This is a genomic window from uncultured Coprobacter sp., from assembly GCF_947855755.1.
GTDB lineage: Bacteria > Bacteroidota > Bacteroidia > Bacteroidales > Coprobacteraceae > Coprobacter.
Window position 1 is genome coordinate 45,525 of the sequence record NZ_CANUAR010000015.1, and the last position, 15,166, is coordinate 60,690.

Annotated in this window: 7 protein-coding genes; 3 read left to right on the forward strand and 4 right to left on the reverse strand. The window is 40.6% G+C overall.

Features of this window, described 5'->3' with window-relative positions:
- Window positions 1–83 precede the first annotated feature (83 nt).
- The 3 genes from Q0093_RS09200 (at window position 84) to Q0093_RS09210 (ending at window position 6,184) form a co-directional block, all read left to right on the forward strand.
- On the forward strand, window positions 84–464 hold the full coding sequence (locus Q0093_RS09200) for a PaaI family thioesterase (RefSeq protein WP_294178269.1): 381 nt from the start codon (window positions 84–86) through the stop codon (window positions 462–464).
- A 147-nt stretch (window positions 465–611) separates the two neighbouring features.
- Window positions 612–4,283, forward strand: coding sequence for an FN3 domain-containing metallophosphoesterase family protein (locus Q0093_RS09205; RefSeq protein ID WP_297929844.1), 3,672 nt, complete (start codon window positions 612–614; stop codon window positions 4,281–4,283).
- Window positions 4,284–4,756: 473 nt separating this feature from the next.
- Window positions 4,757–6,184 carry a sialate O-acetylesterase gene (locus Q0093_RS09210; RefSeq protein ID WP_294178265.1) on the forward strand — a complete coding sequence of 476 codons (1,428 nt, stop codon included), beginning with the start codon at window positions 4,757–4,759 and terminating at the stop codon, window positions 6,182–6,184.
- A 62-nt stretch (window positions 6,185–6,246) separates the two neighbouring features.
- On the opposite strand, the gene Q0093_RS09215 is transcribed toward Q0093_RS09210, so the two are convergent.
- The 4 genes from Q0093_RS09215 to Q0093_RS09230 all read right to left on the reverse strand — a co-directional run bounded on the left by Q0093_RS09215 (window position 6,247) and on the right by Q0093_RS09230 (window position 15,131).
- Window positions 6,247–9,372 (reverse strand): LamG-like jellyroll fold domain-containing protein, encoded by a 3,126-nt coding sequence (locus tag Q0093_RS09215; RefSeq protein ID WP_297929847.1) that lies wholly within the window; start codon window positions 9,370–9,372, stop codon window positions 6,247–6,249.
- 109 nt (window positions 9,373–9,481) lie between these two features.
- Entirely contained in the window at window positions 9,482–10,573 is a 1,092-nt protein-coding gene (locus tag Q0093_RS09220; RefSeq protein WP_294178261.1) for a LamG domain-containing protein, read from the reverse strand.
- A 46-nt stretch (window positions 10,574–10,619) separates the two neighbouring features.
- Window positions 10,620–12,041, reverse strand: coding sequence for a RagB/SusD family nutrient uptake outer membrane protein (locus Q0093_RS09225; RefSeq protein ID WP_297929849.1), 1,422 nt, complete (start codon window positions 12,039–12,041; stop codon window positions 10,620–10,622).
- 12 nt (window positions 12,042–12,053) lie between these two features.
- The gene (locus tag Q0093_RS09230; protein ID WP_297929850.1) at window positions 12,054–15,131 is read right to left on the reverse strand and encodes a TonB-dependent receptor; all 3,078 of its coding nucleotides are present in this window, start codon (window positions 15,129–15,131) and stop codon (window positions 12,054–12,056) included.
- Window positions 15,132–15,166: the final 35 nt, after the last annotated feature.

Here is a 15,166-nt window from a genome sequence, read left to right on the forward strand (position 1 = left end):
ATCGTCTATAAAAAACATAGGGAGTTTTCTGCATAAACAATATGGCGGGAAGCTCCTTTTCTATTTTATAAAAAGAAAATATTATGGATTATATCGAATTTTTTAAAAATGACCGTTTCGCAACAGAAGCCGGCATTATACTTTCTGAAGTCCGTCCCGGATATGCAAAAGCCGAACTAAAAATAAACGAACACCACTTGAATGCAGGAAACGTCGTTCAGGGAGGAGCATTGTTTACTTTAGCGGATCTGGCGATTGCCGCTGCCGCTAACGCTAACGGACGTTTAGCGTTCTCTATACAGTCAGATATTCGGTTTCTTGAAAGCGCCACGATCGGAGAAACATTGATCGCAGAAGCTCAAGAAATTTTACTACATAAAACGATCTGTCACTATAAAGCGAACATCACCACCGAGAATGGCCGGCTTATTGCCGTTTGCGATGGAATATGTTATAGAAAATAAGATTACAGGAACGTTTCAAAAAAATGGAAATAGTTCCATAAAATAAATTACGGGATATATTGATTCGATACATTCCTATCTGCGAGGAGAATATTATATTACTTTGGTTACTCAAATACTTGAATCCAAAACCAAAACACAATAACAATGAAAAAATCTCTCCTCGCAGGAATATTCCTGCTCACTACACTGTTACCTGCGTCTGCGCAAAACTTATTACAAGACGGAGGTTTCGAAAACACCAAAACGTACGATTATGCAAACAACAAATCGACTAGTGAACTACCTCGAATTTCAGCCTTAGGCAAATTAGGCAGCAATACGGAGACCAATAATCCGGTAATGGAGGCAGAAACAGTCGTACAAGGTTCTTGGTATCGTAAATCGGCAAACAGCGGATATAATCACGGGAAAATCGTTACCGATGATTATGCAGAAGGTGAAAAAGCGCTGAATCTGAGTATCACTGCCGGCAGTACGACAGCCAAACTGGACACATGGGATAACAATACCGCTATTCAATATGTCACAATAGATCGTACAAAACAATATGTTCTAAAATTTAAAGCAAAAAATTTAGTCGGAAATTATCCGGTTTTCGCCGGGATGTCTGTAGGCGGAGGTTACGAAGTGTCCGGTAGCGACTGGATAACATTATCTTCGAACTGGGAAGAATATTCTCTTACGATAGACCCGACACAACACCAAGCCTCCGACACACATTACAGCGATGGCGATTTTCAAAAATCAGGAGTCGTATTCGGAAACAGAACAGAGTATGACGAAAATAACAAATCTCTTGAATCTTCTATACTTATCGATGATGTTCGCCTATATGAAAAAGGTAGCGAACCGGAAGAGGGGGATGTAAAAGACTTTATTATTAACGGAAACTTCGAAACCGGAGAGCCCAACACGAGTATCGTTACAGGAACTGACAAATGGGGCGACTTTGTCGGGAAATGGGCTCTTGTCATTAAAGACAAATCTACAGGAACAGGAAGCATCACGACCGAAGATGTTCATAATGGTAGCCAAGCACTAAAAGTAGAATTGACCAATATCTCTGCACGTTATCATTTCTTCCTCACTCAAGAGCTTCAAAATCTTACTCCGGGAGAATATACGTTCGCCTTATGGATGAAAGCATCAAAAGCGGATATACCGTTCAGAGTAGATTTTTCTATTGACGATGACAATATAGATGTCGTTAAATCTGCACAAACGACCGCAATCGAATGGACTCGTTATGAAATAAAAGTCGATCTCTCGGATAAAACATCAGAAGATCTTTCCACCCTTCGCATACGCATCCGCCCCAATTGTGAATCAGGAGGATCGGTACAAAATGAAGCCGTTACTTACTATATCGATGACATCAGCTTTACATCGACCTCCTCTGAAGAAGAAAAACCCGATGAAGGAAAGCAAAAAGAATTCATCACCAATGGAGATTTCGAAATCGGAGATCCCAATTCAAGTATTGTTATGGGGACAGATCCGTGGGGATCTAATTTAGTGAATACTTGGGGACTTGTCATTAAAGACGGATCTACCGGAACAGGAACTATTACGACCGAAGAAGTACACGGAGGCAGTCAGGCTCTAAAAATCGATTTAACGAACATTAATTACCGATACCGATTCTTTCTCGCCCAAGAAGTCAAGAATCTTGCTCCAGCAGAATACACTTTTGTCATGTGGATGAAAGCATCAAAAGCGGGAATTCCTTTCCGAGTAGATTTCTCAATAAGCAACACAGTTGATGTTCTTACGTCCTCACAAACAACATCCACCGAATGGACTCGCTACGAAATAAAGGTCGATATGTCAAGCATTAAAGCAACCGACTTATCTACTTGCCGTATAAGTATCCGCCCCAATTGTACATCAGGAGGATCAGTACAAAACGAAGCCGTTACTTACTACCTTGATGATATCAGCTTTAAAGGAATCGTACCGGACGTGATCATATTTCAACCAGAGCCGTATTTGCAAAGCAAAACAACCGAAAGTATTTTGATCAACTGGCGAAGTGCCGATGGAGAAAAAGGTGTACCCACCGTAGAATACGGAACTACCGATCTGAATCTCACGGCAACAGGCACGACAAAATCCGTAGGAAGTTTGAAATGGTCTGGTGTGCGACTAACCGGTTTATTGCCTGATACCGAGTACCAATACCGTTGCCGGATCGGTGATAATATTTCTGAAGTCTACAAATTCCGTACACTTCCGGATAAAAACGTAAGCCGGAAAATCCGTTTCCTCTCATTCGGAGACTCACATGAAGCCAGCTCTGTAACACCAGTACGGGAAGCTGCATTAAAATTCTTAAAACAGGAATTCGGAGAAGATTTACAAAACCATTTCGATTTCATTACATGTACCGGAGATATTATCTATAATTATGGACAATATGAAAATGAATTTGTAGAATCGCTCTTTACTCCGAACAAAGAACTTACGAATGCTCTTCCCATGAATATCGCTGCAGGTAATCACGATTTTGAGAAAAACGACTCAGAACATTCATATTTCTATGATTTCATGGATTTCACCGATTTGAGCGATGCCGAAGGAGATGCAAAAGGGAAATACTATGCTCAACAAATAGGAAACGCTCTATACATTTATTTGAATACCAACCGACAATATCTTTGTCCGACAGATAATAGCAATCAGACTTATCAAACGAACACCGAGACACAATTGAAATGGCTAAAAGATAAGCTGACAACTGCAGAAAGCGATAACATGATAGACATGGTCTTCATTTTCGGACATCACGGACACAGATACGAGATGTGGTCAGCTCCTGATAATACAGCAACCCGTGAAGAAATTGCTGAACGGCTGTTCCCGGTATTTGAAAACTCCACAAAAATAAAAATGTATATGTATGGGCATACCCATTCTGTAGAAAGAGGTATCCTTGAACTCAAAAACGGGAAAAGTATAACCCTTTTCCTGAACGGTAACGGAGGTTCTTATCCTGATTATTTCGGAAAATACAGCACAAACATAGATTATCCCGAAATACACCGGAATTCAGAGTTTATCGGATTTGCAATTACCGAAGTAGATCCTGTCGAAAAATCATATCAAACGACATATTACGGAGTCTCTCAACGCCGACCGATCAACGGAGCTTCATCAACAACATACATTCGCAAATACGATCCGGCAGAAATAATCGATCAATGGAGTGCGAAATGTGATGCATCCGCACCGACAACTCCGACAATGATCAAGCAAGAATATAATGCTACAAACGGAATATTTTCTCTCGAAGCATCACCTGCTACTGATATGATGTCTGCAGAATATCAAATAATCAATACAGCAAATCAGGAAATGGTAATCGACACGATTATCCACCGGGAAAATATATTCGGCGTTACCGGATACTTTGAAATCGACGGGAAAATAGATTTAGAAAAATCATACCTGCCAGTCGATTTAAACGAAGGAATCGATCTCAGCACTTTCACAGCAAAACTTCCCACAGGAAATTATAAAGCAAAAATCCGTTATCGTGACAATAATCTGAATTGGAGCGATTATTCTGATATCAATTCTTCAATCGACAGTCCGGCCGAAACCGATAATGACGTCATCATAGCAGGAGGAACAGCAGAAGTCGTGATCGTATCTGATGGTGGAATTGCCGAAATTTACTCCCCTTACGGGGCATTATTAGCCAAAACGATACTGACAAACGGAGAGAATAGGATCAATGTCACTCCCGACTCACAAGTAATAGTGCGTGTCGTACGGAATAATAAATGTACAGTTAAGAATCTTCGGGTAAAATAAACCCCTCGCTTCTTAAACGATCTGCTGATCCAAAAAAATTTCAAAATAAATTCTCGAAATGACTCCTGAAAAGTTCTTCATTTGACTTTTAGGAGTCATTTCATTTTAAACGACTTTTTATACCTCACTCCCCAATAAAACAAAACTTCCGGTACTTTTTTCAAGAACAAAGTTATTAAAAACAGATATTACTATTTTTTTAGTTTGATTTTAAGGAGATTTTAATGTATATATTAAGGTCTTTTTTCTTACTTTGCTCTTGTTAACTTTTTTCTAAAAAAGCCTGTCTAAATTTTACTCGGGTTAAGCTTAAGAGTTTCTTTCAAGGATATTTTATCGTTTTTACGAGGAGGATAGCAGATTTCCGGTGGGTGAAAACGGGATAAAAGACCGGAAGAAAACACCCAAATGACCGGATAATATTTTTTGTCGGAAAATTTATACAAGCTCTAAACATAACACAATTGATAGAAATGAAAAAAATAGCGGTTATCGCCTTTTTAGCTTTTATTTCAACTACACTTTTCGCTAAAGTAAAATTACCGGGTGTCTTAGCAGACAATATGGTACTTCAGCAACAATCCCAAGTTCAGTTATGGGGAGAAGCAAAACCCGGAAGTATAGTCAATATAAAACCTTCTTGGGCAAAAAGATCCTATACCACAACGACAGGAAAAGACGGGAAATGGATACAAAAAATAGCGACTCCGGTAGCCGGAGGTCCTTATGAAATTACATTCAACGACGGAGAAAAAACAACATTAAAAAATATCCTTATCGGAGAAGTTTGGTTTTGTTCGGGACAATCCAACATGGAAATGCCGGTACAAGGGTTCGATCGACAACCGGTAAATAACATTCAGGACATTCTTATTAAAGCCAAAAAAGAAGTTCCGATCCGGTTCTGCAATATTCCCCGCATCACGGCAAAAACTCCGCAATCCGATTGTGAAACCCGATGGGAAGAACATACTCCCGAAGGAGTTGCCAGAGCCAGTGCTACGGCTTATTTCTTTGCAAAATATTTAAATGAAGTACTTGATGTTCCCATAGGGTTGATAATCTCGAATTGGGGAGGCTCGAAAGTAGAACCGTGGATGAGTATTGAAGCTCTCACCCCATTCAAGGACGAGGTCGATATTTCTCATCTGACTAATGACAAACCTATAGGTCCTAAACAAGTATTACCGGGAGTATTATATAACGCAATGATCTCTCCTGTTATCAACTACACGATAAAAGGAATGATTTGGTATCAAGGAGAAAGCAACAGAGGACAAGAAGAACTCTACGGACGTTTAATGCCGGCATTTGTAAAAGACTTACGTCAAAAATGGGGCTTAGGAGACTTCCCGTTCTATTATGTACAAATAGCCCCGTTCCAATATGACGGTGTCGATAAAACATCTTCTGCAAAATTACGAGAAGTTCAACTCCGGAATATGAACGAAATTCCGAATTCGGGAATGGCCGTAACTTTAGATATAGGAGAAAAAACTAAAATTCATCCGGCAGAAAAAGAAAAAGTAGGAAACAGATTGGCATATTGGGCTTTAGCAAAGACTTACAATAAAAACAATTTCGGATATTCCGGACCTATATACAAATCTATCGAAATAAAAGGGAATAAGATTTATGTCAATTTCAGTAATGCACCCAAAGGAGTAGCTCCTCTCGAAACGGAATTACCCGATTTCGAAATAGCCGGAGCTGACAAAATATTCTATCCGGCAAAAGCTATCATAGAAGCCCAAAGCGGACGTTTAGGAGTCAGTAGCCCGCAAGTTCCGAATCCGGTTGCAGTCCGCTACGCTTATAAAAATTTCGTAGTAGGTTCCCTCTTCGATGTTTACGGGCTTCCGGCCTCCTCCTTCCGCAGTGACAACTGGGAAATAAAATAGTTAACACAAACACACACTACATAATTATGAAGGAAGCGTTCCTGTGAAGGAATGCTTCTTTTTTACGGAATAATCTTATACCTGTAACTTTTTCCCGATTCATCCGTCAATTTCAACACATATACACCCGAAGGCAAATCCCTTGTCGAAATACGATAAGAATATTCACTCTCCTTTTGCCATTTACACGGAAATATCATACCTTGTATATTAAATATCTCCAAATTTCTCAGAACCTTTCTTCCGGTATTGATACGTAATGACTCACAACCCCTCAAGATCCGTATTTGCGTATTCGCAACAGAACTCTCAACCGATGAGGGCATTAACTCCCATGTCTCAGGAAGTTCCCTTATCTCGGACAGAGATAACTCATCGTTATAAATACGTATCTCATCCAATATTCCCGTAAAAATATATTCTGTATCAGTACGATCTTTTCTACCATAAGTAATATCCTTATCCGTTGTTCCGATATTTCCGGAATGCCTCATAAACGAATAGAACTCCCCATTGATATACAACTCCATAGAATAGCCCGTATATGCGGCAGTAACATAATAAAATTTATTCAGATCCAAAGGAATCTTATAATCCAAGTCTTTTGTTCCGTCAGAAGTATTTACCGTCCACCTCAAAGTCATATCGGGAGAAAGCGATATCTTATACCGTTCTTCCCAACTACCATGAGAAACAAGGAATTGCTCTTTCCCGGGCTTATTTTCCGGAGAAACCCAAAAACCGATTGTCACCTTATCCTGAAATCCGAGAGCTTCGTCATTTTCCGTATATAAATATGAAGACGAAGACAAAGAATATGCCGAAGATTCACGACCCAACGCATCCGTAACAAACGAGCCACCTTCAGGTATCGCATCATAAATTCCGAGACTTGCAGCGTTAGAACAGTCACCGTTTAGAGGATAGTAAATCAAGGGTGTCTTTACTGCCGATTTTTCTTCCTTAACCAAAACCTCTAACGACTTCACATCCTCCCCGAACCGATTTTTCGCAGTACAACTTATCGTATATACTCCGGGTACAGAAGGTAACGTCCAACGGCAGGAAAGATCCGAAAGATTTTCTATATCACCGCCGTCACACTCCCAAGAAACCGTAAGCCCCGGCGTTTCCTCCGCCAATACCGAAGTAACATCTATCGTTTCTCCCGGAGACAAAGGCATAGGCGAACTTGTTTCAATACTTGTCAATGAAGGTTTATCATATATACTCTCCAACACCTCGACAGTTACCTCTCCCGATATAGTTTGATTACGAGCGCTTCCGACAGCCTTTATCGTATAAAAACCGAGAGTTGAAGGTACATTCCAATTTAAATAAGATCCCGTCCATTCACTTTGAATAGGTTCGCCATTTACACTCCATTGATATACGACAGAAGCTCCCAACGGAATATTATCCGCATACACATTCAACTTAACCGTATTACCCGGAACAGTTACTTTCTGATCTGCGACTATTGCTTTTAGTCTCAAATTTCGGGAATAATCATAACCATAATAAAAATCGATAACTTGGTCTCCCGCTAATAAATGATGTCCTGAAACTGTTTGTTCCGTACCGGAAGGTATAACGGTCAGCAAGCAAACCCCGTCCGATGGAACAGAAAAAGAAGCTTTCCCCGAAATTCGAGAAACCACATTCCGCTCGGATATGGCATCATACAAATCATATTCTCCCGACGGTAATTCCAACTCTACCGTCTTATCCTCAGAATAAGGATTATAATACAAATAAACCGGATAAACCGTATTTCCGAAAAAATCTGTCTTATTAACATCTATCCGGAGGATACCATCGACATTGGTTTTCTCGATCAATGCCGCCAAATATCCGACACTAGAACCGCTATACAAAGATATATTCGTAGCAGCCCAGCCACCTCCGGTAGCATCCCCCATTACATAAGGAGATTTATTATTCCAAACCTCTTTCATCGATTCATAAGGAATACAACTTTCGGTATCATAAACAGAAGACCAGCTATAACTTTGCGGTTCTTGATGATCTTCCGAAAGTACGTTATTATAAAATAGGCGACTTGCATTCGCGATATTCAGTAACCACTTCCCGATCGCACGCGCATAACGTTTGTCATATTTCGCAACAGGAGCTAAAGCTGCCGCCTGCTGAAAACCGTTCATAACAAAGGCATAATCGTCTCCGTTATCATTTGCCTCACCGATAAGCCCCGAAACATCATATCCTCCCCATGTACCGACAATCGCACCCCAACCGCGAGTACGCCCCCAATCGAAACACCAATTAATCAACCGGTCTATATTATAAGAACAATCCTGCTCCGCATTCATTCTCGCAGCAATCAACGTTCCATAAGGCAACTGCAACTCATAAGAAGGATTCTCTCCGAACGCACACAAAAATTCAAGTGCAAGCTGTGCTCCCTCAAAATATTTCTTCTCTCCGGTCTGAGTATAAGCCTGATAAAGCAGCCAGGCTATTGTCCCGGCAGATTCAGGCTCTTTTGCACCGCTTGTCAAAGGCTTTCCGGTAGCTAAATTAAATGCCCGGTGATTCATATCCGGAACAGTCCAAGGTTGCAAGCTACCACCCAATTTATAAACAGCCTCCAACCAACGATCTGCGACTTCAGTAAATTGAGTTTCAAAATCAGCATCGGCATCCGGATAAAGAGAATAAAGCTGATAAAAATATACATTAGGCATGAGATCATACCACCAATCTTTTCCCGATGTCGCAGAATACCCGTTCAGATAGACATTCTGTTCATTTTTCTTGTTAAAAAAATCTTTAGCATAAGATACATAATTCTCTCCGTCATCAGAAGATTTGTCGATACCCACCAAAGATGCGCCCACAATAGCCGGTAATATGTTAATCGCCTCTGCCTGACTGCCGTGACTATTCGATCCGACATAAGTATCCAAACGTATCTGCTTAGATCCGGGATAATTATTTCCTTGCGATTTAATCTCAATCAAAGGTAAATAACTACCCGTTTCATTCTTGTCGAAAACAAATTTATCATAAGCCTTTGCAACCGATTTCCAATCCCTCATCTGATAAGGAGACGGGAGATTCGGCATCTTCTCGATTCTCGAAACGGGAATCTGATCGGCAAAACAAAATATGCCGGTGTTCAAATAAAAGAACAGGCTAAAGAATAAGTATAATATCTTTTTCATCATATATATTGTGTGTGTCTGATAAATATAAAAAGGAGGAGACACAGAAGAAGACCTTATGTCCGTTTCCGATGTCCCCTCCGGGATTAGGCTAAATCAAAAATGATTCTTATTTTTTCTCGTCATTATACAATTTCGAAACCTGGCCTTCGGTAAGAGCGATATTATAAATCTTCAGCTCATCCAAAGAACCGGCAAAATAATCCCATCCTGAAGGCTCGATAGGCAATGTAACCCAATCCCATGTCGTAGCTTCAGCATAAGTCGTAGCACAACCGATCAAGAACGGAAGTTTTTCTCCTGAGGCAGGAAGATAAGCAGATTTCTGAGATCCTGCCAAACCCGGTTTTCCACTGGCATCCCAAGTCTTTGTCAACTCTCCGTTAACATAGAAAGATAAAGTATGAGCGTTCAAATCCATAGCAACGACCAAATGAGTCCACGTGTTTATCGGGCATGATTCTACATGTTCATTATCAGCATCGACACCGGCAACAGTCGTAGCAACGGTAAAGAAAGGTTTACCTTCATTCTGAAGATTCAGTTTCCAGTTTTCCCAGTAATTCATAGAGAGAATATAATTCCCGGCTCTGCTTTCTTTCGGATTTACCCATACCGAGATAGAGAGCGTATTGCTGAGCAATGACGTTTCACTGAAATCGTCAACTTCAAGGCATGCTCCATTATCAAAACTCAAAGCTTTTCCCTTAACCCCGTCAACAAATGAAGGAACTTGAGTATTCGTACCGAAAATCTCACTCGGTCCGGTTTTCATCTTAGCAACCCATGCTTGCACACCGGTAGAAACGAGACTTGTACCTTCTCCTTCATCAAAACTCCATTCTGCCAACAAATTATCCAAAGGAATCGCGTCATACGCACTTTGTTCAAAAGTAGTTTTCGCTTCTTTCAACTGAACAAGCAGATTATTCAACGTCGTTTGCGTCAGATCTCCGGCTACAGCACTCTTAATTGCATTCACTTTCGATTGAAACGTAGTAATGGCAGCTTCAGGATAATCATCCGTAGTCGCACTACTCAACAAAGATTCACATTCGCTCAGCAATGCATTGATCTCTGTCAAGTCCAGAGGAGTAGAGTCCTTATCATCATCGTCATTCCCACAAGAAGGCAAAAAAAGCGTTGTCAAACAGGCTACCATCAAGATAGCGATCATTCTGAAATTTAAAAATTTTCTCATGTTCGTTTAATTTTTAATTGTGTTATTAATGGATATTATGATTATGTTACTTTATTCCAAGATTAGCATCTTTTTCAGACTGTGGAATCGGGAAATAAAAACGAGGTTCTTGCCATTTAAATGAAGAGCCCAAAGCTGCTTCCGCGACATCTTTACCCCAACGCATCAAATCGAAAAAACGGTGAAATTCAAATCCCAATTCCTTACGGCGTTCTTTACGGATTATCTCACGCATCGCCGATTCCGTAACTGTACTTACCCCAGCCAGACCAGCCCTGTCACGCACCTTGTCAACTTCTACTTTCGCAAGATCTGGATGATGAGTTTCATTCAATGCTTCCGCCTTCATGAGCAGAATATCGGCATATCTCAAATAAATATACGATAACCCGCCATCGCCTTTTGTACCTTTACCGACTTCGTCCAACGGCTGATTATGTTTTTTTACAAGGTAACCTGTTGCCGGAGACCATGAAGAGCTGAAGACATCTCCATTAAACCAATCCTTTCCATCTCTTCCGATCGAAGCATCCAGACGAAGATCATCCTCTCCATTTACTTGCTTTTCGTCAAATGTATCTACATAACTCTGAGTTGGAGCATCGAAATAATAACCCGACTCATTTTGCGGAGCTAACCACTGATTAAGAGAATTTCCCAATCCGGGATTCTGACCGCTTAAAAAACGAATAGCGAACAAAACCTCTTTACTATCTTCACCTCCTAATTTGAATAAATTGGAATAAGGACGTTCCAAATCATAAATATCCAAATCCTCGATCAATCGAATAGTGGTCAAAACATCGCCATATTTTTGTTGATAAAGCTGGGCTTTAGCCAATAATCCGTATGCTGCGCCCCGAGTCACTCTCCCTGCATCCGAAGTCGAATAAGAGACCGGCAACGTCGATGCATCTCGAAGGTCTTTTTCGATCTGACTATAAATCGCAGACACGGAACTCAACCCCACATGAATAGACGCATCATCGATTTGAGGAAGCAGCTTCAACGGCACTTCTCCATAAATATTTACCAAATGGAAATATACAAATGCTCTGAAAAACTTAGCCTCAGCAACATATCGGTCTCGTAAAGTCGCATCCATATCGATATTCGGGACATAGGCAATTACATTATTGGCACGGGATATTACTTCGTACGATGACTGCCAAAATTCAGAAAGAACACCATTATCGGCATTTGCCGAAAAATCATCTATATAAGAAAGATCAGCCTGATCGCCATCGCTGCCACCCTTTACTGCGTCATCCGACGCAACATCTCCGAACTTCCATAAATCTATGCAATAAGTAGCCGCATTATAAACACCATTTACAGCCAGTTCGGCTTGTGTAGCATTCGAGAAAATATTATCAGAGTTAAAATCTCCTTTTAACTTCTCATCCAGAAAATCGTCACAGGCAGAAAAAGTACATACTGCCAATGCCGCTATAATTATATTTTTCATCTGTGTCATGTTTTAGAAGGTTAAATTCACTCCAAATGTATAAGTCCGGGCTGCAGGATAAGTACCCCAGTCGATACCGGCAGCCCGGTCGCCTTCGCTGGTAGAGTTTGCACTGACAGTCATTTCGGGATCGAATCCGCTGTACTTCGTAATAGTAAACAGATTGGTCGCCGACAAATAAAGTCGCAGCCGGTCTATCCCCCAATGATTGGTTTTGAAAGTGTACCCTAATTGAATATTCTTCAAACGCATATAAGAGCCGTCTTCCAGAAAACGGGTAGAAACTTTGGCATTATTCGATTTCGCACTCCATGAAGCACGAGGATATTCATTTGTAGAACCCTCGCCGGTCCAATGATTATCATAATACCGTTTAGTAACATTAAAACCACGATAAAAACCTTCAGAATCCGTCAATATCTGATTATATATCTTTTGTCCGAAAGCCCCCTGAAAGAAAATATTCAAATCGAAACCTTTCCAATATCCGTTCAACGTAAGTCCCATTGTCATTTTAGGAATAGCACTACCCACATGCACCCGGTCATTCTCATCGATAGTGCCGTTACCATCCTGATCGACAAATTTTACGTCTCCGGGCTTTATATTAGCCCCTTGATAAGCTGAAGTCAGAATCTCTGCTTCATTTTGAAATATGCCATCCATCTCATACATAAAAAACGACCCGATCGGATAACCGACTTCTGTCTTCGTAGCATAGATTCCATTATCTACACGACCGCCGACAATAGGAGCATTTAACGCAAGCACTTCATTCTTGAGGAATCCGGCATTCAACGTCACATCAAAACCTCCGTCTTTATAATCTTTGCGATACATAAACTCAAGATCGACTCCACGATTCAAGACTTTTCCATTATTAATCCAATAAGGCTCTGCATCCCCGATCGAAGGAGGCAATGGAGCTTGCACCAACATATCTTTAGTAATTTTATTATAAAAATCCACCGAGAAAGCAAAAGACCCTTTCAACAATTCCAAATCAAGTCCCACATTGAACTGGTTACTGGTCTCCCATTTCAAATTCGGATTCCCGAGTTTTGTTTGTGCATAACCGCTGACAGACGTACCTCCGAAAGGATAATTATAATTAGACGAATAAATATCCGAATAAGCATAGTTACCGATATTTTGATTACCGATAGATCCGTACCCTGCACGAAGTTTCAACTTATTAATAACCGTTATATCCTGCATAAAAGCTTCTTGTTCGATATTCCATCCGGCAGAAGCAGAATAAAAAGTACCCCAACGATTATCTCCCACAAATTTTGAAGAACCGTCTCTACGAATCGTTCCCGAAACATAGTAACGCGAACGATAATCATAACTTGCCTGTCCGAAGAAAGAGGCTAAAGTAGAAGAGTATTCAGATTCTTTACTGACTTTTTCTCCCGTACCTCCTCCGATATAAAGGACATCCTTATTCCATACCGGAAAATCCTGATCCGAATTACTCATCGACTCGCCGGTACTTCTTATAGCCTCGAAACCGGCCATTACAGACAAATTATGAACTTCATTAAAAGTCTTATTCCAATTTAATAAAGTATTAAATGTCCATCCCAGATTCCGGCTATGGTCTACTGTTACACTATTCGGATTATTGATGCGGTTATCATCTCCCCACGAAGCATTATAAACTTTATATTTATAATTTTTATAGTCGATACCGAAATTATTTGTCCAGCTCAAGTTAAAAGGAAGTTTGAACGTTGCATAAATTCTCGAGAACAGACCTTCTTCTGTTTTTTTACGGTCGGTATTTTCCGCTAAAGCAACCGGATTATACCCATCTCCGAAAAATGTATCATAAATAGAATTACCAAAATAAGTGCTCGGCTTGTCGATATATTGTCCTGCTCCATCTTTTATCGGAATAGCGGGATTCCTGAACATGGCATAACGGACAACACTACCTCCTTCGCTATTTCCGTACCCGTCACCGGAACTTGATACAGAACGAGTATTCCCTAACGAACCGCTCATATTAAATCCTACCGTTAACCAATTCTTCACGTCCGAATTAATATTCGCCCGTAAAGTCGCCCGGTTATAACCGCTGTTTCTGATAATTCCTTCCTGATTAAAATAAGTCCCGGAAATCATATAATTAGTCTTATCATTTCCCCCGCTGACACTCAGTTCCTGAGAATATATCGGCGCTGTCTGGAAAATAGACGCGACATGATCCACATCCGCCAGCCCATTCAAATAATCTCCTGCAAGGCGTGTTCGTTTTATCGAAGATCCGGCATTGTCGGCATCTACCGCTTGATTATAAATGTCGATATATTCCGCTGTATTCGCCATCTCGATCAAGTTGGCATGTGTCTGAAATCCGAATTGTCCGTGATAAGTAATCTGAGCTTTTCCCTTTTTACCGGTTTTCGTTGTAATCAACACAACACCATTATTGGCACGAGAACCATAAATCGCAGCAGAAGAAGCATCTTTCAGCACCGAAATATTTTCAATATCCCCCGGAGAAATACTATTTAATGCATCCTCAACCGGAATACCGTCAACAATATACAACGGATCATTGCTCGAACTGATAGACCCGACACCACGTACTCGAACTGCAACCCCAGCTCCGGGTGCTCCCGTAGCATTCGAGACCTGTACCCCTGCAATACGTCCTTGCAAAGCTTGCGCTGTCGAAGAAACCGGAAGTGCATTAATCGCTTTACTGTCTATTTTAGAAACAGCACCTAACACATCCCTCTTTTTCATAGAAGTATAACCGACTACGACAACTTCATCCATCAGTTCGTTTTTTTCTCCCAAAGCAACATTTAAAACTTTTTGCCCGTTAAGTTTTATTTTTTGAGTTTCATACCCCATATATGAAAATATCAAAGTTGCATTGTCCGCCGCCTTAATCGAATAATCACCGTCAAGACCGGTGGCTGTTCCTATTGTAGTCCCATCCACACGGACATTCACACCCATCAAAAATTCTCCCGTAGCCGCATCCTTCACCTTACCGGTAATCGTACTTTGGGTCTGAGCATTTGCCAGACAAACAAAGGCAAATAAACTCATCAATAAGAAAATTCTTTTCATCTTGTGCTTTATGATTTATGTTAACGTATAGTATG

Bases quoted from the DNA above. Each gene is read 5' to 3' on its own strand.
- Q0093_RS09205 (WP_297929844.1), top strand. From the start codon at position 612: ATGAAAAAATCTCTCCTCGCAGGAATATTCCTGCTCACTACACTGTTA.
- Q0093_RS09200 (WP_294178269.1), top strand. From the start codon at position 84: ATGGATTATATCGAATTTTTTAAAAATGACCGTTTCGCAACAGAAGCC.
- Q0093_RS09210 (WP_294178265.1), top strand. From the start codon at position 4,757: ATGAAAAAAATAGCGGTTATCGCCTTTTTAGCTTTTATTTCAACTACA.
- Q0093_RS09230 (WP_297929850.1), bottom strand. From the start codon at position 15,131: ATGAAAAGAATTTTCTTATTGATGAGTTTATTTGCCTTTGTTTGTCTG.
- Q0093_RS09225 (WP_297929849.1), bottom strand. From the start codon at position 12,041: ATGAAAAATATAATTATAGCGGCATTGGCAGTATGTACTTTTTCTGCC.
- Q0093_RS09220 (WP_294178261.1), bottom strand. From the start codon at position 10,573: ATGAGAAAATTTTTAAATTTCAGAATGATCGCTATCTTGATGGTAGCC.
- Q0093_RS09215 (WP_297929847.1), bottom strand. From the start codon at position 9,372: ATGAAAAAGATATTATACTTATTCTTTAGCCTGTTCTTTTATTTGAAC.